Origin of the sequence: Noviluteimonas caseinilytica (assembly GCF_018406605.1) — a bacterium.
GTDB lineage: Bacteria > Pseudomonadota > Gammaproteobacteria > Xanthomonadales > Xanthomonadaceae > Noviluteimonas > Noviluteimonas caseinilytica.
Genome location: NZ_AP024545.1, coordinates 2,173,775 through 2,190,914 on the forward strand (window position 1 = coordinate 2,173,775; position 17,140 = coordinate 2,190,914).

General features: G+C 69.8%; 18 protein-coding genes. 8 read left to right on the plus strand and 10 right to left on the minus strand.

Annotated features, from left to right (window positions below):
* Positions 1-84: 84 nt before the first annotated feature.
* The 7 genes from trxA to LYSCAS_RS10620 form a co-directional block, all read right to left on the minus strand.
* Positions 85-972, minus strand: a complete 888-nt coding sequence (gene trxA, locus LYSCAS_RS10590; protein WP_213434008.1) for a thioredoxin — start codon at positions 970-972, stop codon at positions 85-87.
* A gap of 103 nt (positions 973-1,075) precedes the next feature.
* Complete coding sequence (locus LYSCAS_RS10595; protein ID WP_213434009.1) at positions 1,076-3,565, minus strand: fimbria/pilus outer membrane usher protein; 2,490 nt, start codon at positions 3,563-3,565, stop codon at positions 1,076-1,078.
* A complete protein-coding gene (locus LYSCAS_RS10600) occupies positions 3,562-4,296 on the minus strand; it encodes a fimbrial biogenesis chaperone (RefSeq protein WP_213434010.1) in 735 nt (244 codons plus the stop codon). Before LYSCAS_RS10600 ends, LYSCAS_RS10595 begins: the two co-directional genes overlap by 4 nt.
* Before the next feature lie 46 nt (positions 4,297-4,342).
* On the minus strand, positions 4,343-4,882 hold the full coding sequence (locus LYSCAS_RS10605) for a fimbrial protein (RefSeq protein WP_213434011.1): 540 nt from the start codon (positions 4,880-4,882) through the stop codon (positions 4,343-4,345).
* A gap of 104 nt (positions 4,883-4,986) precedes the next feature.
* Positions 4,987-5,238, minus strand: coding sequence for a SemiSWEET transporter (locus LYSCAS_RS10610; RefSeq protein ID WP_213434012.1), 252 nt, complete (start codon positions 5,236-5,238; stop codon positions 4,987-4,989).
* Between the two features lie 28 nt (positions 5,239-5,266).
* Positions 5,267-6,028: an ABC transporter permease gene (locus tag LYSCAS_RS10615; protein WP_213434013.1), complete on the minus strand. Its 762-nt coding sequence runs from the start codon at positions 6,026-6,028 to the stop codon at positions 5,267-5,269.
* The gene (locus LYSCAS_RS10620; RefSeq protein ID WP_244858514.1) at positions 6,025-6,927 is read right to left on the minus strand and encodes an ATP-binding cassette domain-containing protein; all 903 of its coding nucleotides are present in this window, start codon (positions 6,925-6,927) and stop codon (positions 6,025-6,027) included. Before LYSCAS_RS10620 ends, LYSCAS_RS10615 begins: the two co-directional genes overlap by 4 nt.
* 136 nt (positions 6,928-7,063) lie before the next feature.
* On the opposite strand from LYSCAS_RS10620, the gene leuS reads away from it, so the two are divergent.
* The 6 genes from leuS to rlmH are packed head-to-tail and all read left to right on the plus strand — an operon-like array spanning position 7,064 to position 13,173.
* Positions 7,064-9,844 (plus strand): leucine--tRNA ligase, encoded by a 2,781-nt coding sequence (leuS, locus tag LYSCAS_RS10625; RefSeq protein WP_213434014.1) that lies wholly within the window; start codon positions 7,064-7,066, stop codon positions 9,842-9,844.
* 50 nt (positions 9,845-9,894) lie between these two features.
* Positions 9,895-10,461 carry an LPS-assembly lipoprotein LptE gene (locus LYSCAS_RS10630; protein ID WP_213434015.1) on the plus strand — a complete coding sequence of 189 codons (567 nt, stop codon included), beginning with the start codon at positions 9,895-9,897 and terminating at the stop codon, positions 10,459-10,461.
* Positions 10,462-10,480: 19 nt separating this feature from the next.
* The gene (gene holA / locus LYSCAS_RS10635) at positions 10,481-11,527 is read left to right on the plus strand and encodes a DNA polymerase III subunit delta (RefSeq protein ID WP_213434016.1); all 1,047 of its coding nucleotides are present in this window, start codon (positions 10,481-10,483) and stop codon (positions 11,525-11,527) included.
* A 3-nt stretch (positions 11,528-11,530) separates the two neighbouring features.
* Positions 11,531-12,241, plus strand: a complete 711-nt coding sequence (gene nadD / locus LYSCAS_RS10640) for a nicotinate-nucleotide adenylyltransferase (RefSeq protein WP_213434017.1) — start codon at positions 11,531-11,533, stop codon at positions 12,239-12,241.
* Positions 12,242-12,283: 42 nt separating this feature from the next.
* A complete protein-coding gene (gene rsfS, locus LYSCAS_RS10645) occupies positions 12,284-12,706 on the plus strand; it encodes a ribosome silencing factor (RefSeq protein WP_213434018.1) in 423 nt (140 codons plus the stop codon).
* A complete protein-coding gene (gene rlmH, locus LYSCAS_RS10650) occupies positions 12,703-13,173 on the plus strand; it encodes a 23S rRNA (pseudouridine(1915)-N(3))-methyltransferase RlmH (protein ID WP_213437784.1) in 471 nt (156 codons plus the stop codon). Before rsfS ends, rlmH begins: the two co-directional genes overlap by 4 nt.
* Positions 13,174-13,199: 26 nt before the next feature.
* Here rlmH and LYSCAS_RS10655 read toward each other — a convergent pair whose 3' ends face one another.
* The 3 genes from LYSCAS_RS10655 to LYSCAS_RS10665 all read right to left on the minus strand — a co-directional run bounded on the left by LYSCAS_RS10655 (position 13,200) and on the right by LYSCAS_RS10665 (position 14,922).
* On the minus strand, positions 13,200-13,877 hold the full coding sequence (locus tag LYSCAS_RS10655) for an energy transducer TonB (RefSeq protein WP_213434019.1): 678 nt from the start codon (positions 13,875-13,877) through the stop codon (positions 13,200-13,202).
* 64 nt (positions 13,878-13,941) lie between these two features.
* Positions 13,942-14,145 (minus strand): hypothetical protein, encoded by a 204-nt coding sequence (locus LYSCAS_RS10660; RefSeq protein WP_213434020.1) that lies wholly within the window; start codon positions 14,143-14,145, stop codon positions 13,942-13,944.
* Positions 14,146-14,190: 45 nt separating this feature from the next.
* On the minus strand, positions 14,191-14,922 hold the full coding sequence (locus LYSCAS_RS10665) for an SIMPL domain-containing protein (RefSeq protein WP_213437786.1): 732 nt from the start codon (positions 14,920-14,922) through the stop codon (positions 14,191-14,193).
* 140 nt (positions 14,923-15,062) lie between these two features.
* Here LYSCAS_RS10665 and LYSCAS_RS10670 point away from each other — a divergent pair, with 140 nt between their 5' ends.
* Together LYSCAS_RS10670 and rng are read left to right on the plus strand one after the other, a co-directional pair.
* Complete coding sequence (locus LYSCAS_RS10670) at positions 15,063-15,644, plus strand: Maf family protein (RefSeq protein WP_213434021.1); 582 nt, start codon at positions 15,063-15,065, stop codon at positions 15,642-15,644.
* The gene (gene rng / locus LYSCAS_RS10675; RefSeq protein ID WP_213434022.1) at positions 15,641-17,128 is read left to right on the plus strand and encodes a ribonuclease G; all 1,488 of its coding nucleotides are present in this window, start codon (positions 15,641-15,643) and stop codon (positions 17,126-17,128) included. Before LYSCAS_RS10670 ends, rng begins: the two co-directional genes overlap by 4 nt.
* Positions 17,129-17,140 lie beyond the last annotated feature (12 nt).

Genomic DNA, 17,140 nt, shown 5'->3' on the forward strand with positions numbered 1-17,140 from the left:
CGCGTGAAGGGCGTCTTCACGCGTGCGTGTGCGTACGCGGACGTATTGGTGCGGCGCGGAACGGCCGCGCCGCGGGGCGCGCGTTCAGACCAGGAGCAGCGACGCCATGCGGCGGCGATAGCGGCCGACGAGGTCTTCGTCGCCGACCACCTGGAACGCATCGAGCAACGCCTTGCGCGGCAGGCCGTCCTCGTACTGGCGGTTGCGGCGCAGCATTTCGAGGAATTGTTCGAGGCCGGCTTCGGCGTCGCCGGCGACGATGCGATGCACGCCGAGCAGGTGGCGCGCGCGCAGGTCGTCGGGGTTGGCGGCGATGGCGGCTTCGAGCACCTGCGGTGCGGGGGCGTCCTGCAGCAGCGACGCGAACCCGAGTTGCGCGCGCGCACGGATCGCGCGCGCGTCCTGCGCGAGGTTGGCGGGCAGGCCGTCGAGGTGTTGTTCGGCTTCGCGCGCATTGCCGGTCTGCAGCAGGGCGAGGGCGAGGTCGAGCTTGTGTTCCGATTTGTCGGGTTCGGCCTCGATCGCCTTGCGCAGGCGCATCACCTCGGCGTGCGGATCGGCGGGCGGCGCGGGCGGGGCTTCGGCTTCGACCGGTGCGTCTTCGCTCGCGGCTGCGGGCGTGACGCCGTGGTGCTGCAGGAATTCGCGCAGCTGGCCTTCCGGCAACGCGCCGGGGAATCCGTCGACGAGCTGGCCGTCCTTCACCAGGTACACGGTGGGGATGGAGCGCACCTGGAACGCGGCGGCGAGCTGCTGTTCCTTGTCGACGTCCACCTTGGCCAGGCGGAACGCGCCGTTGTATTCGGTGGCGAGCTTTTCGAGGATCGGTCCGAGCGCCTTGCACGGGCCGCACCATTCGGCCCAGAAGTCGACGAGCACGGGCGCCTGCAGCGATGCCTGCAGCACCTCGGCTTCGAACGTGTCGGCGGTGGCGTCGAAGACGTGGGGATTGGAGAGAGCGGAAGTGGACATGGGGGCTCGCGGCGGCTTGCAGAGGGCGACCACATGGGGTCGCGCGCGGGGCGTGGCAAGGCCGAACGCTAGCATGGGGGCATGAGGCCGGTGTCCATGCGGCTCAGTCGCGGGCGTGTACCTCCTCGCAGCGGACGTCGCGTGGTTCGGCGGGAAGCGGGCCCGGCGCATCGACGGGGATGCGGCAATGCATGGGTTCGGGGGCGTGCCAGCGCGCGTCGATCGCGGTCGTGTCCGCGGCGATGCGGACGAGCGCGGCGCCGTCGCGTCCGATCGTGCCGAGCGATGCGCCCGCCGCATCGGTGAGGTCGGTGCCGAACGGCAACGGCGTGCCATCGGGTTGCAGCGGGCGCAGCCAGGCGGTGCGCGCGCGGGTGGTCGGCAGCAGCACGTCGACGATCGCGCCGGCGCGCGGGACGACGCGCGATTCCGTCCAGGCGAAATGCACATCGGGGGCGGCCTCGCCGGGATCCACACCGACTTGCGATGCGCGATAGGCGGGCAGCGCGGGCACGAGCGCGTGGCCGTGGCGATCGAGGCGGACGTGCGCATGTCCCGCCACGCGTGCGCCGTGGCCGTCGCGTGCACGCACCAGCGCGAGGGTGTCGCCGAGCGGGGGGGCCGCTGTCACACCGTATCGATGCATGACCAGCGCGCCGTCGGCGGTCGCCGATTGCTGGCGTGCTGCACCGCTGGCGCTGGCGCCGACGGCGAATATCCCGACGCCCGTGGCATGCGACAGGCTCGCATCGCGCGCCATCGCCGTGGCGCCGGTGTGCTGCGTGGTCGAGATACCGAGCGCGTAAGCGGTGTTGCCGGATTCGAACAACTGACCTGTGGCCGCAACTCCCGTCGTACCCGCGCCGCCGCCATCGCGCCATTGCACCTGCAGCGCGTGGCGCGCGCGCGACGTGGACAAGGGAACGGAGAACACGAGGGACGCGCTTGAATCGTTGGCGCCGAGGGCGTTCCGCAAGGTGCGGACCCAGGCGGCGTGCATCGTGCCGCGGCCGATGCGCGCGGTGTAGGCGAGTTGCGCGCTGCTGCGTGCACGACCGGCGTGATCGGCGCCGTGGGCCAGCGTCGCGAAGAGGGCGTCACCGGTGCGGCCGAGGCGCTGCTGCAGCGCGAGGTCGATGCGGGAACGCTCGCGCGATCTCGGTTCTGCGATGTGCGCGCCCATGCGGATGGCGTCGCGCTGGTGCAACGCGTCCTGCACGGTGCGGAAGGCGCGGTTGCCGTGCCGCCAGGCGGCGACGCCGATCGTTGTGTCCGTCGCAGGCACCTGGCCTGTGTAGGCAAGCCGCAAGCTCGCGCCGCGCAACTCGTCGGGGCCCTGCGCCATGCGCGAATGCGCACGATCGATTGAAAACGCACCGACAGCGGTGGAGATCGCCGCGCCACCAAGCGCCTGCAGGTAATCCGGTGCAAGTTGCGCACCGAACTGCAGCGTGACGCGGTCCCGCACGCCGCGCTGGAAGGTGCCTTGCATGAAGGGAGGCGCAGACATCGCCGCATCGATGTTGCCCGCCACCACGCTGAAACGCGCCTGCCCCTGCCGCAACAACCCCGGGATGGCCGCGTACGGGACCGAATACACCTGCACCGCGCCATCCGCCTCCTGCACGCGCACATCGAACGCGCCGCCATAGCCAAGTGGTTGCAGGTCGCGCAGCGCGAACGGGCCGGGCGCGACGAACGTATCGGCAAGCAGGTGGCCGCCCTGGCGCACCTGCACCCGCGCGCGCGTCGCGGCCACCCCGCGCACGACCGGCGCGTAGCGCGCGAGCGACACCGGCAACATGCGGTCATCGGATTCCAGTCGCACGCCGCGCACGCCGACGGCGTCGAACAACACGCCGCTGGTGTGGAAGTCGCCGAGCTGGAACTGCGCGCCGAGCGACGGGACGTCCGTCGAGAGCGTGGTCCCCAACGTGTCCTTGCGCGACGGGCGATCGGATTGCCACGCGTGCGTGGTGCGATGGCGCAGCCGCCACGCACCCACGTTGGCACCGAGCCCCAGCCGGAGCGCCGTGCGCGTGCGCGCCCCCGCGGCAGGCTGCGATGCACGCCCGAACGCGACGCCGTAGTCGATGCGCAGCGCGTCGATGCCGGCGTCCCACTGCGCAGGGTCGATCGCGTCGTCGGCGCGCATCGCCAACGCAGCCTGCGGGATGTCGAAGGACAGCATCAGTTCGGCACCGTCGTAGTGTGCGGTTGCGCCGGGGACGAGCGCATCGATGGGAACGCACGCGTCCGAGGTCGCGGGCGGCGGGGGCGTCGTGCCCGCTGCGAGATCCAGGCGGCGCAGCACCGCCGTGTCCATGCACGGGGTCGACGTCGCGCGCGTCGCGCCCGCGGCGAAGCGCACGCGTTGTCGCCCGAGCGGTTGCCCGTTGCGGCGCAGTTCGACCTCGTGGAGGCCGACCGGTGCCGGCATTCCCTGTTCGAAGCGCGACACATCGACCAGTCCGTGCGCGGTGCGACGCAACGCACCCGCATCGAACGTGGCGTGCGGCACGTCTCCCGCGTGCACGCTGCCGATTGCATGCACGAGCGCAACGGCCAGGCCCGCACGCGCCCCGCGGATCACGGCACGGCGCTGGCGATGCGCGCCGTGCGGACTTCCTCGCCGCCGGCATCGTTGATGAACGCGAAGCGCACCGCATGGCCTGGCTGCCAAGCCTTGGCGCGCTCGCCATCGAGCGGGAACGCCAGCACATCGAACGGCGCCACCATCTCCCCGTTCATCGCCAGCACGTCGTCGCCGATGGTGGCGATGGTGACGTGGAATGCCGTGGGATTGCGGATGCGCAACACCGGCGATCCCGCGGCGTTGGCCTGCAACTCCCATTGCAGGCGATCCGGCGCCTTCGCCGCGGAGCCGGCCAATCCGTCGGGCCGATGGAACAGCTTGAGGCGACTGCGCACGGCGATCTTCAGCCGGGCGTCCGCCGCGTCGACGGGATTGGGCGGCACGTCGAGGACGTGCAGCCAGAACAGCGATTCGCGGTCCGCCGGCAACGGGGCTTGCGTGCGCTGCAACCGCACGACCTGCCCGCGGCCCGATTCGATGCGGAACAACGGGGGCTCCGGCACGAACGCGGGCGGCTGGCCCGGCGCGGCGTCCACCGCTGCGCGTTCCACCCACACTTCCACGAGCGCAGGACCATTGCGCTTGTTGGTCAGGCGGATGCTGGCGTCGCGCGCGTCGCCTTCGTGCACGACGCGCGTCGCGGACACGACGACGCTCGCAACGGCGGGACGCGCGGGCAGCACTGCGCACGCGGCCAGCGCCGCGACGATCAGGAAGAGGCAACGCATGTCGTCTCCAAGGCCCGGCGCGGCCCGCCGCGCCGGACCATCCGGCTCAGCGGTACATCAGCGAGTAGGTGACCAGCCCGGTGAACGCGCCCGGCGTGATCGGACCCGGCGCGACGCGAACGTAGGCCACGTCGAAGAACATGCGTTCGTTGGGCTGGTACTGGCGGGCGGCCGATTGCGAGGTGAGGTCGCCGATCCGGATCGCGCGGCCTTCCTCGTCGAACAACGCGAAGTGGATGGGCCCGTCGTTGGTGGGCCGGATCGTGTTGTTGACCGTGTCCATGAACGGCCCGGCCTCGAAGAAGGCCTGCACCGGGTTGGTGCCCGTGCAGTCCCTGAGCTGCAGGCCGAAGCGCGTATGGCCGGCGGCCACGCCGACGTGTTCGAGCTGCGGGGCGCTGAGCGTAGGCAGGTTGACGCTGAAGTTGCCGGAGACGTCCGGCTTGTCCACGCCATGCACGAAGCACGTGGCGGCCGTGAGTTCGCCGAAGAACGTGATGTGCCCGCTGGCCGACGCGGTGGAGGCGGTGCCCGACGCCAGCAGCGTGCCTGCGACGAGGACCAGGGAACGGAAAGGCAATTGCATGGGCGACTCCTTTGCGTGGTGGGAGTCGTCACGTTATGCGCGCGTCCGCGCCGGGTCTGTCGGGGGATTGCGCGTCGTGGGGTCAGGGTTTTCCTACACGCGCTCTACCGATACCGCACCTTCAACACCAGGATCGTCGTCGACAACCCGAACGTCACGATGTTGGCCAGGATCATCGGCCACGAATGCAGCACGATCCCGTACGCGAGCCAGAACGCCACGCCGATGGTGAACACCACGTACATCCCCAGCGAGATGCTGCGGGTGTCGCGCGTGCGGATCGTCTTGATCGTCTGCGGGAGGAATGCAACCGTCGTAAGCGTTGCGGCGACGTAGCCGGGCCATTCGTTGTCCATGGCGCGGAGTATCGCCAATCGCATCCGCTTATTGCACCTCGCGCCGCGCAAACGCGATCGCCCCGGCCGTCGTGACGAGGAGCCCGCCCACCAGTCCCGCCGTCACCGCCCACGTCGTGAAGCGCCCGTCCGCCGCATGCACCTGCAGCGGCAGGCTCCAGGGGTAGAACTTCCCGAAGCGCGCCGACTGGCCGATGAGGAACCCCGCCACCGTCGCCGTCATCCCGAACGACACCGCGACCGTGAAGCTGCGCCAGCGGATCGACGCCCACGTGTGCAGCGCGACGATCAGCATCGCCGCCGCCGTGCACGCCAGGCTGCGCGAGACCAGCAAGTCCCACGGCGGCGCGCCGGCGATGCCGGACTTCGGTTGCACCCACCCCAGCACCGCGCCGCCGATCGGCACCAGCACGACCATCGACATGGTGGCGAACGCCACCATCGCCGCCAGCACCAGCGTCTTCGCCAGGTAATGCGCGCTGCGCGGCAACGGCAAGGCGAGCAAGTGCTTCCAGCGATCCGGCCCGTGTTCCAGCCCCGCCAGCAACGCCGCCTGCAACGTCACGAACAAGGGCAGCATCAACAACGCCCACATCACCATCGCACTCTGCGCGAACATCGACCACGCCTGCGCCGGCGGCGCGACGGGCCGATGCCCGTAGTCGATGAAGCTCATTTGCAGCACATACAAGGTGACGACCAGCAGCGGCGCGATCACGCACATCCACGAGGCGAGCGTGCCGCGCAGCTTGAGGACTTCGGCGGACAGCGTGCGGGCGAGGGCGGTCATGCGTGCGCCAACTGGAAGAACAACGATTCGAGGGAGGGTTGCTCGCGCACGAGATGCGAGACCTGCAGTCCGCCTTCGACGAGCATCCGGTTGAGTTCCGCTTCCTGGCGTGCGCCGAGCGCGATGGCGAGGGTTTCCGCATCGATCGGATCGACGATTTCGCCCGCGTTCGCAAGCAACGTCGCCGCGCGCGACAGGTCATCCGCCCGCAGCAGGATCCTTGGCGCGGTGCGCGATCGCAATTCGCCGACGGTGCCCTGGAATCGCAGGCGGCCTTCGCGCAGCATCCCCACGTGGCTGGCGACTTGTTCCACTTCGCCGAGCTGGTGCGAGGAAACGAACACCGTGATGCCGTGGTCGGCGGCCAGGCTGCGCAGCAGGCGGCGCATGTCGACGATGCCGGCCGGGTCCAGGCCGTTGCCGGGTTCGTCGAGGATCAGCAGCTTCGGCGCCCCCAGCAGCGCCAGCGCGATGGCCAGCCGCTGGCGCATGCCGAGCGAGTAGTCGCGCACCGTGCGGTCGGCGGCCTCGCGCATGCCGGTGACCAGCAGCACCTCGTCGATGCGCGCGTGCGGCGCACCGAGCAGGCGGCGCGTGACTTCCAGGTTGCGGCGGCCGCTGAGGTGCGGGTGCAGCGCGGGCGATTCCACCAGCGCGCCCACCTGCGCCAGCGCGGTGCGCGGCGTGGCGTGCAGCGCGTGGCCGTGCAGCGCCACCTCGCCCCGCTGCGGCCGCAGCAGGCCGAGGAGGAGGCGGATGGTGGTGGTCTTGCCGGCGCCGTTGGGCCCGAGGAATCCGAAGATCGCACCGGCGGGCACCGACAGGTCGAGGTCCTGCACCCCGTGGCCGCCGGGGAACAGGCGGGTGAGGCCACGGGTCTGGATCGCGAGGGACATCATGGAAACATGGGGGAGGAAGCGACCGCACGATAGGGACTGCGCATCCGGCGCGGACGTGGCGGTGGTGCGGGGCACTTCCGGCAGGGTGGTCTCTGCTAGGCTTTCAGGCCCCGTTTCGCATTCCCCCTGGCAGCCGATGTCCGCTCCCGCCGTGCCCGGCACGACCCCCGATCCCCGCCACGACGTGCCGGCCTACGACCCCGCCGCGCTCGAGCCCGCCGCGCAGCGCTACTGGACCGGCCTGCGCGCCTTCGAAGTGCGCGAAGACGATCCGCGCCCGAAGTTCTACTGCCTCTCGATGCTGCCGTACCCCTCGGGCGCGCTGCACATGGGCCACGTGCGCAACTACACGATCGGCGACGTCATCAGCCGCTACCAGCGCATGACCGGCCGCAACGTGCTGCAGCCGATGGGCTGGGATGCCTTCGGCCTGCCCGCCGAGAACGCCGCGATCAAGAACCGCACGGCGCCGGCCAAGTGGACCTACGCCAACATCGAACACATGAAGGCGCAGCTGCAGCAGATGGGCTACGCCATCGACTGGAGCCGCGAGTTCGCCACCTGCCGCCCGGACTACTACGTCCACGAGCAGCGCATGTTCACCCGCCTGCTCAAGAAAGGCCTGGTGTATCGCCGCAATTCGGTCGTCAACTGGGATCCGGTCGACCAGACCGTGCTCGCCAACGAACAGGTCATCGACGGGCGCGGCTGGCGTTCGGGCGCGATCGTCGAGAAGCGCGAGATCCCGCAGTGGTTCCTGAAGATCACCGCGTACGCACAGGAACTGCTCGACGGCCTGGACACGCTGCACGGCTGGCCCGATGCCGTGCGCACGATGCAGCGCAACTGGATCGGCCGCAGCGAAGGCCTGGAGTTCGCCTTCAAGGTGGAAGGCACCGACGCCACGCTGCCGGTGTTCACCACGCGCCCCGACACGCTGATGGGCGTCACCTTCGTCAGCATCGCCGCCGAGCATCCGCTCGCGTTGCGCGCCGCGGAATCCGATCCGGCGCTGCGCGCGTTCATCGATGAACTCAAGCAGGGCGGCGTGTCCGAAGCCGAACTGGAAACCCAGGCCAAGCGCGGCATGGACACCGGCCTGCGCGCGCTGCACCCGATCACGGGCGAGCCGCTGCCGGTCTACGTCGCCAACTTCGTGCTGATGGGCTACGGCACCGGCGCGGTGATGGCCGTGCCGGGCCACGACCAGCGCGACTGGGAATTCGCCCGCGCCTACGGCCTGCCCATCCGCATGGTGATCGTGCCGCCGGAAGTGCGTGATGCGCTGGAGGAAATCGGCAAGCACGTCGCCGCGCACGACGACGACACGATGAACGCGGCGCTGCACGGCGGCGGTTCGCTCGACGTGTACGACACGCGCGCCGCGGTGGAAGTGTTCGAAGGCTTCGAGCGCAGCATCCAGGAAGAAGGCGCGTACACCGAGCGCGGCATCCTCGTGAATTCCGGCCCGTTCGACGGCATGGAGTACGACGAGGCGTTCGAAGCGCTCGCCACGCGCTTCGCGGCCGAAGGCCACGGCGCGCGCCGCGTGAACTTCCGCCTGCGCGACTGGGGCGTCAGCCGCCAGCGTTACTGGGGCTGCCCGATCCCCGTCATCTATTGCCCGAAGTGCGATGCGGTGCCGGTGCCGGAAGACCAGTTGCCCGTCGTGCTGCCCGAAGACGTCGCCGATGCCTTCGCGAAGGGCCACGTGCAGTCGCCGCTGAAGTCCGATCCGGAATGGCGCAAGACCACCTGCCCGCAATGCGGCGGGCCGGCGGAGCGCGAGACGGACACGTTCGACACCTTCATGGAGTCCAGCTGGTACTACGCGCGCTACACCTCGCCGGGCGCCGCGGACATGGTGGATGCGCGCGCCGATTACTGGACGCCGGTGGACCAGTACATCGGCGGCATCGAGCACGCGATCCTGCACCTGCTGTATTTCCGCTTCTACCACAAGCTCCTGCGCGACGAAGGCCTGGTGCACAGCGACGAACCGGCCACCAACCTGCTGTGCCAGGGCATGGTGATCGCCGAGACGTTCTATCGCGAAGACGCGCAGGGCCACCGCGAGTGGTTCAACCCCGCGGACGTGGAAACCGAACGCGACGAACGCAGCCGCATCACCGGCGCGCGCCTGATGTCCGACGGCCAGCCGGTGCACATCGGCGGCATCGAGAAGATGTCGAAGTCGAAGAACAACGGCGTCGATCCGCAGGCGATGGTCGACAAGTTCGGCGCAGACACGGTGCGCCTGTTCTCGATGTTCGCCGCACCGCCCGAGCAATCGCTGGAGTGGAACGAGGCGGGCGTCGAAGGCATGGCGCGCTTCCTGCGCCGCTTCTGGCGCGAAGTGCTCACGCATGTCGCGCAGCCCGACCATCCGGAAGTCGACCCCGCGTCGCTGGACGCCGCGCAGAAAACCCTGCGCCGCCAGTTGCACGAAACCATCCAGAAAGTCGGCGACGACTACGGCCGCCGCCACAGCTTCAACACCGCGATCGCGGCACTGATGGAACTGCTCAACCACGTCGCGAAGTTCAACGACATGAGCGACCAGGGCCGCGCCGTGCGCCACGAAGCGCTGCAGGCGATGGTGCTGCTGCTCAACCCGGTCACGCCGCACGTGTGCCACGCGTTGTGGCAGGCGCTGGGCCATGCGGAGACGTTGCTGGAAGACGTGCCGTTCCCGAAGGCCGATCCCGCCGCGCTCGTGCGCGACGCATTGACGATCGCCGTGCAGGTCAACGGCAAGCTGCGCGGCACCATCGAGGTCGCACCCGACGCGTCGCGCGAGGCGATCGAAGCCGCGGCCCTGGCCGAACCCCACGTCGCGCGCTTCCTCGAAGGGCAGCAGGTGCGCAAGGTGATCGTGGTGCCGGGGAAGATCGTCAACATCGTGGCGGCTGCGTGATGGCTGGCCCGACCTTGCCCGCCACCGCCCCCTCGTCCAGACTCCGCCGCATGCCCAATCTTCCCAAGTGGTTCCGCGGCGCCGGCCTGGCCACGCTCGTCCTGTTGTGCAGCGCCTGCGGTTTCCACCTGCGCAACGCGATCGTCGTGCCGCCCGAGCTCACCCCGATGCGCATCGTCGCGCCGGATCCGTACAGCCCGCTGGCCGAGTCGCTGTCCGAATCGTTGCAGCGCGCCGGCGTGCAGCCGGCCACGGACGACATGGAGCAGGCCACCACGCTGCAGATCCTGTCCGAGCGCTGGGGCGACACGCCGATCAGCATCGACGAACTGGGCCGCGCGCAGGAATTCAGCCTGCGCTACGCGGTGATCTTCGCCCTCGTCGACGCCGAAGGCACGATCGTCGTGCCGCAGCAGGCCGTGGAGCTGTCGCGCGATTACGTCGCACCGCCGGCCGACTCGATCGGCAAGACCAGCGAGCGCGAACTGCTGGCGAAGGAACTGCGCCGCGAGATGAGCACCGCGATGCTACGCCGCATCGGCGCCGCGCTGCTGTCCACGCAGCCCAAGGCCGACAGCAAGGCCGGCGCCTCGGCCGACCCGGCCACGGTGCACTGAACATGCGCCGGCGCGTGCGATGAGCGAACTCCGGCCGGACCGGCTCGCGGCGCAACTGGCGGCCGAGCCCCTGCGGCCCGCGTACCTCGTCGCCGGGCCCGAAGCCCTCGTCGTCCTCGAAGCTGCCGACGCCATCCGCGCCGCCGCGCGCGAGCAGGGCATCGGCGATCGCGAAGTGTTCGACATCGAAGGCCGCGATCCCGACTGGGATTCGTTGTCCGCCGCGTTCAATGCGCCGGGCCTGTTCGCGACGCGCCGCGTCGTCGAAGTGCGCATGCCCACCGGCAAACCGGGCAAGGAAGGCGCGGAAGTCTTCACCGAATTCGCGGCCAATCCGCCGCCCGACGTCGTGCTGCTGGTCACCTGCGCCGACTGGAGCCGCCAGCACGGCGGCAAGTGGAGCGAAGCGCTGGGCCGCATCGGCCACCAGGTGATCGCCTGGCCGATCAAGCCGCACGAATTGCCCGACTGGATCGAACGCCGCCTGCGCGCGCGCGGCCTGCGCGCCGATCGCGACGCGGTGCAGGCGCTGGCCGAACGCGTCGAAGGCAACTTGCTCGCCGCCGCGCAGGAAATCGACAAGCTGGCGTTGCTCGCCGACGGCAACACGATCGACCTGGCGCGGATGCAGGCGCTGGTGTCGGATTCGGCGCGCTACGACGTGTTCCGCCTCGTCGATGCAGCGATGAACGGCGAGGGCGCGCAGGTGTCGCGCATGCTGCACGGGCTGCGGTCCGAAGGCGAAGCGGTGCCCGCCTTGCTCGGCATGGTGTGCATGGAATTGCAGCGCGCCGCGGCGCTCTCGCGCGTGCAGGCGCGCGGCGGCAACCTCAACGCGGAGTTCAAGGCGCAACGCATCTGGGATTCGAAGCAGGCCGCGTACACGCGCGCGTTGCAGCGGCATGACGCCGCGCGCTGGGAACGCTTCGCCGCCGAAGCCGGGCGCGTGGATCGCATCGCGAAGGGGCGCCCGCGCTGGGGCCAGGATCCGATGGATGCGTGGATCGCGCTCGAACGCGTGCTGCTTGCCGTCGCCAATCCCAAAGCGATGCGGTTGCTGGGCTGACGCGTGACGCCGCTGATGCTCTGCTACGGCGGCACGTTCGATCCGGTGCACACCGGCCACCTCGCGATCGCCCGCGCGGTGCGCGATGCGATGCACGCCGATGTCTTCCTGCTGCCCGCCGCCGATCCGCCGCACAAGGGACCGACGCACGCCGACGCCAAGCAACGCGCGCGCATGCTCGAACTGGCGGTGCAGGGCGAACCCGGCTTGCACGTCGACCGGCGCGAACTGCGCCGCGCCGGCCCGTCGTACACCTTCGACACCCTGCGCGAATTGCGCGACGAGGTCGGCCCGCACGTGCCCATCGCCTGGATCGTCGGTGGCGACTCGGTGTTCGAACTCGCCGCCTGGCACCGCTGGCGCGAACTCTTCGACCTTGCGCACCTGCTGGCCATCGCGCGCCCGGGCGCCCCGATCGAACGCGATGTGCTGGCCGCCCGCGCCCCCGCGGTGCAGGCCGAACTCGAACCGCGCTGGTGCCTGCCGGGCCAGCTGCATTCCATGCCGGCCGGCGGGTTCGCGGAATTCCCGCTGCCGCAGGCCCGGCCGGAGTCCTCGACCGAGCTGCGCCGGCGCATCGCGGCCGGCGACCCCCGCTGGCCCGACTGGGTGCCACCGCCGGTGGCGGACTTCATCCGGGAACACCGCCTCTACGACGGCCGGGCCCGGGATGCCGACGCATTCACGCCAGCGGCCGAGAACGGGCCCGTATAATCACGGCCGCCAACACCACCAGGCCGCCCGGGCCCTAACCACTTGACCACTGCCGCCCAAGTCATCAAGACCCGTCTTCCCAACCCGCCGCCGCCGACCGACGTCCTGCTGCAACACGTGCGCAACGCCGTCGAAGAACTCAAAGCGAAGGATGTCGTCGAGATCGACGTCCGCGGCAAGACCAGCGTCACCGACCACCTGGTGATCGCCTCCGGCACCTCCACGCGCCACGTCAAGTCGATCGCCGACGAAGTCGTGCGCCACGCCAAGAAGCTCGACTGCATGCCGCTCGGCGTGGAAGGCGAGCGCGAGGCGGAGTGGGTGCTGGTCGACCTCGGCGACGTGGTCGTCCACGTCATGCTGCCTCGCGTGCGCGAGTTCTACGCGCTCGAACGCCTGTGGACCGTCGGCGACCAGCCGCCGGAAGAACAGGACGACGCGCTCGCCTCGGGCCGCAGCGCCTGAAGGCAAGGTTGATCGCCGTCGGCGAACGCGCACCCGCGTGGGTCGCCGACGGATTCGCCGAATACCGCAAGCGGCTCTCGCACTGGTTGCCGCTGGACCTGGTCGAAATCGAACCCGGCATTCGCGGCAAGGGCCGCGATGCCGTGCGCGCGACGTTCGATGAAGGTCAACGCGTGCTCGCGGCGATCCCGAAAGGCGCGTGGGTCGTCGCGCTCGACGGCCGCGGGAAGGCATGGTCTTCCGAACAACTCGCGCAGCGCATGGAGCATTGGCGCGGCGCGGGCAAGGACCTGTGCTTTTTGATCGGCGGGCCCGAAGGCCACGCGCTCGAGGTGATCGCGCGCGCCGATGAAACCTGGTCGCTCGGCGCGCTGACCTTGCCGCACATGCTGGTGCGGCTGGTGCTGGCGGAGCAGCTGTATCGCGCGAACGCGCTGCTCGCCAACCACCCATATCATCGAGGTTGACCCAGCCAAGGCTGGCTCAGCCGCGCCTAGCGCACCGTGAAGTTGATCGGGACCAGCCCGATCGCCTGCACCGCCACGCCGCCGCGCATCGCCGGCTTGAACGTCCAGCGCGTCAGGACCTGCTTGCGCGCGGCGTCATCGAGACGGCGGTTGCCGCTGCTCGACTGGATCGCCACGTCGATCGGCTTGCCGTCCACGTCCACCAGCACTTTCAGCAGCACCGTGCCTCCGATGCGGCGGCGTTCTTCTTCCTTCGGATAGCTCGGCGGCGGTGCGCTGGCGTAGACGAGCTGCGCGTCGGCGATCGGCGTGGTGTCGATCGCGGGCGGGACGGTGACGACTTCTTCGGTGGGCGTCGTTTCGACGTACGGGTCGGACATCGGGGTGCTGTCGTCGGTGACCACCGGCGGATCGACCGGGTGCGGGGCGACGTTGCGCGTCGTGACCGTGACCGGATGCGGGACCGGCGGGGGCGGCGTGACCGGGACGACGTCGGGCTTCTTCTTCGGGATGAGGACGACGTCGGTGAAGAGGTCTTCGCGTGTCTCCGGCACCGGCGCCGCCATCGGCAACATCAACAAGGCGAACGCCGCGACGTGCAGTGCGATGACGGCGGCGTACGCGGCGATGCGGGCGGGACTCGGGCGCTCGGCGAGCTGGCCGAGCTGTGCGAAGCGGGGAGCGTGGACGAGCGTGTGACCCATGGCCTTGCCTCCGTGACGTTGCGTGATGGCTGCAACGCGCGCGGTTCGGCGATGGGGTTTGCGGTCAGCGTTTTTTTTCGTCGCGCGCCGGGTCGGGGGACTCGTCCGTGTCGCGGTCGATGCCGGGCTCGTCCGGGTTGGGTGCCGGGGGTTCGTTGTGTTGCGCCTGGGCGTCGCCCTTGTCGCGCGGTTGGTTCTCGGCGTAGCCGGCGTTGCGACCCGCCCGCGGGTCGGCCGCGGGCGGGGTGTCTTTCCGTGTGGGGCTCATGGTGCTGGCGCTCCGCGTGCGCAGGGCGCACGCCAGCGCGCAGTGTCAGCGTCCGAGTTCGAAGACGACGTCAAGGCTGACCGACAGCGTGGTCTCGCCCGGCGACACCGCGGTGTCCTTCGCCATCGATTGCGCGCGCATCGCCATCATCGGCATCGGCGGCTGGGGGAAGCCACCGCCTTCACTGATGCTCACGATGCGGCGCACGCGCAGGCCCATGGCCTTGGCATACGTCTCGGCGCGCGCCTGTGCCTTGTGCAGCGCGGCGATGCGGGCTTCGTCGTAGGCCGGTTCCGGCTGGTCGACTTCGAAGTTCGGGCCGTTCACCTGGTTGGCGCCGTTGGCCACCAGCGCATCGAGCACCTTGCCGAGCTTGCCGATGTCGCGGACCTTGAGGTTGACGGTGTTGCTGGCCTGGTAGCCGGTGATCACCGGCGGCTGGTTCTCGGCGTAGCGGTACTGCGGCTGGATCGAGATGCCGGCGGTCTGGATGTCGCGCTCGGCGATGCCCGCGGCGCGGATGGCCGCCATCACCTTGTCCATCTGCACGGCGTTGGCGCGCATCGCGGCGTTGGCGTCGGCGGCCTGCGTGACGACGCCGGCGGACACCGTGGCGACGTCGGGCACGCGCTTGGACTCCGCCTGCGCGGAGACGTTGAGCAGGGTGCCGTCGGCGGGGATGGCGTAGCCGGGGGCGGCGGTCTGGGCGTGGGCGGTCATGGCGGTACCGGAAGCAAGGGCGATGGCGAGCACGAGGGGAGAGAGCAGGGGACGCAGGCGCATGTGGAACTCCGTGAGGGTGCGAACGTGCGGATGAAGAACCATGAAGCGGCGGGGTGAACGAACTGTGAGGCGCACCGGGGTTGCGCGGCGTGCCTGCGCGGGGCGCGGTACAGCCGCGGGTTAGACTCCGGCCGATGCTGCATCTTGCCTCGCGTTCTCCTCGCCGCTCCGAATTGCTGGCCCGCCTGGGCTACGCCTTCGGCGTGCTCGAGCTCGACCTGCCGGAACACCGCCAGCCCGGCGAACCCGCCGAAGACTACGTGCGCCGCGTCGCGCGCGAGAAGGCCGGGGCCGGACTGATGCAGGTGATGGCCACCGCCGGCGCGGTGGTCCTGGGCGCCGATACCGAAGTGATCCTCGACGACGACGTCTTCGGCAAGCCGCGCGATGCGCGCGATGCCGCCGCCATGCTGCAGCGCCTCTCGGGCCGCACGCACCAGGTCGTCTCGGCCGTCAGCGTGGTCTCGCCGGCGCGCGAAGCGCAGGCCGTCTCGCGGTCCGAGGTGACCTTCGCCACGCTCGACCCCGCGGCCATCGATGCTTACCTGTCCACCGGCGAATGGGACGGCAAGGCGGGCGCCTACGGCATCCAGGGCCACGCCCAGGCCTTCATCGAACACCTCTCGGGGAGCTACTCCGGCGTGATGGGCTTGCCTTTGTTCGAAACCGCGCGTCTCCTGAAGGAATTCGACATCCTCCCGGGGACACGCGCATGACCGAAGAAATCCTGGTCAACGTCACCCCGCGCGAGACGCGCGTGGCCGTCGTCGAGAACGGCATGCTGCAGGAGCTGCACATCGAACGCGGCTGGCGCCGCGGCGTGGTCGGCAACATCTACAAAGGCAAGGTGCAGCGCGTCATGCCCGGCATGCAGGCCGCGTTCGTCGAGATCGGGCTGGACCGCGCCGCGTTCCTGCACGCCAACGACATCGTGCGCCCCGCGCCCCTGCCGAGTGCGGAAGGCGACGAAGGCCCCATGCCGCCCACGCAGCAGGCGCGTCCCATCTTCGACCTGCTGCGCGAAGGCCAGGACGTCGTCGTGCAGGTGGTCAAGGATCCGATCGGCAGCAAGGGCGCGCGCCTCACCACGCAGCTCAGCATTCCGTCGCGCTATCTCGTGCTGCTGCCGCAGTCGCGCGTGATCGGCGTGTCCTCGCGCATCGAGGACGAAACCGAACGCGCGCGCCTGAAGAGCCTGGTCGCCGAATTCGCCGGCGGCGGCGAGCAGGGCTACATCGTGCGCACCAACGCCGAAGGCCAGCCCGCCGAAGCGCTCGCCGAAGACATCGCCTACCTCAGCCGCGTGTGGGCGCTGGTGGAAAACCACACCGCCAGCACGCGCGTGGGCGCCTGCATCTACGAAGACCTCAACCTGCCGATGCGCGCGGTGCGCGACCTCATCCGCCGCGACGTCGAGAAAGTGAAAGTCGATTCGCGCGAAACCTTCGACCGCCTGCGCGTGTTCGCCGCGCAGTACATGCCGGGCCTGGCGGAAAAGATCGAGCACTACAGCGGTGCGCGGCCGATCTTCGACCTGTACGGCGTCGAGGACGAAATCCAGCACGCGCTGGAAAAGGAAGTCCCGCTGAAATCCGGCGGTTACCTCGTCATCGACCAGACCGAAGCGATGACCACGGTGGACGTCAACACGGGCTCGTTCCTTGGCCAGCGCAACCTCGAGGAAACGGTGTACCGCACCAACCTCGAAGCCGCGCAGGCCGTCGCGCGCCAGCTGCGGCTGCGCAACCTCGGCGGCATCATCATCATCGACTTCATCGATATGGTGGACGCCGAGCATCGCCGCCAGGTGCTGCGCACGCTGGAGAAGTCGCTCGCGAAGGACCACGCCAAGACCACGGTGTACGACTTCTCGCCGCTCGGCCTGGTCGAGATGACGCGCAAGCGCACGGTCGAAAGCCTCGAGCGCCAGCTGTGCGAGCCCTGCCACGAATGCGGCGGCCGCGGCACGCTCAAGACGTCGGAGACGGTGACGTACGAAATCTTCCGCGAGATCACGCGCGCGGTGCGGCAGTTCGAAGCGGCGCGCCTGCTGGTCATCGCCTCGCCCAAAGTCGTCGCGCGCATCACCGACGAAGAGTCGGCGGCGGTGGCGGAGCTGGAGGAGTTCCTCGGCAAGTCGATCCGCTTCCAGTCGGACGAGCAATACCTGCAGGAACAATTCGATGTCGTCCTCCTCTGACGGGACGACTTG

Excerpts from the sequence above, each read along its gene's own strand:
- trxA (WP_213434008.1), bottom strand. The coding sequence starts at position 972 with ATGTCCACTTCCGCTCTCTCCAATCCCCACGTCTTCGACGCCACCGCC.
- LYSCAS_RS10600 (WP_213434010.1), bottom strand. The coding sequence starts at position 4,296 with ATGCGTTGCCTCTTCCTGATCGTCGCGGCGCTGGCCGCGTGCGCAGTG.
- LYSCAS_RS10605 (WP_213434011.1), bottom strand. The coding sequence starts at position 4,882 with ATGCAATTGCCTTTCCGTTCCCTGGTCCTCGTCGCAGGCACGCTGCTG.
- LYSCAS_RS10610 (WP_213434012.1), bottom strand. The coding sequence starts at position 5,238 with ATGGACAACGAATGGCCCGGCTACGTCGCCGCAACGCTTACGACGGTT.
- LYSCAS_RS10615 (WP_213434013.1), bottom strand. The coding sequence starts at position 6,028 with ATGACCGCCCTCGCCCGCACGCTGTCCGCCGAAGTCCTCAAGCTGCGC.
- LYSCAS_RS10620 (WP_244858514.1), bottom strand. The coding sequence starts at position 6,927 with ATGATGTCCCTCGCGATCCAGACCCGTGGCCTCACCCGCCTGTTCCCC.
- leuS (WP_213434014.1), top strand. The coding sequence starts at position 7,064 with ATGTCCGCTCCCGCCGTGCCCGGCACGACCCCCGATCCCCGCCACGAC.
- LYSCAS_RS10630 (WP_213434015.1), top strand. The coding sequence starts at position 9,895 with ATGCCCAATCTTCCCAAGTGGTTCCGCGGCGCCGGCCTGGCCACGCTC.
- holA (WP_213434016.1), top strand. The coding sequence starts at position 10,481 with ATGAGCGAACTCCGGCCGGACCGGCTCGCGGCGCAACTGGCGGCCGAG.
- LYSCAS_RS10655 (WP_213434019.1), bottom strand. The coding sequence starts at position 13,877 with ATGGGTCACACGCTCGTCCACGCTCCCCGCTTCGCACAGCTCGGCCAG.
- LYSCAS_RS10660 (WP_213434020.1), bottom strand. The coding sequence starts at position 14,145 with ATGAGCCCCACACGGAAAGACACCCCGCCCGCGGCCGACCCGCGGGCG.
- LYSCAS_RS10670 (WP_213434021.1), top strand. The coding sequence starts at position 15,063 with ATGCTGCATCTTGCCTCGCGTTCTCCTCGCCGCTCCGAATTGCTGGCC.
- rng (WP_213434022.1), top strand. The coding sequence starts at position 15,641 with ATGACCGAAGAAATCCTGGTCAACGTCACCCCGCGCGAGACGCGCGTG.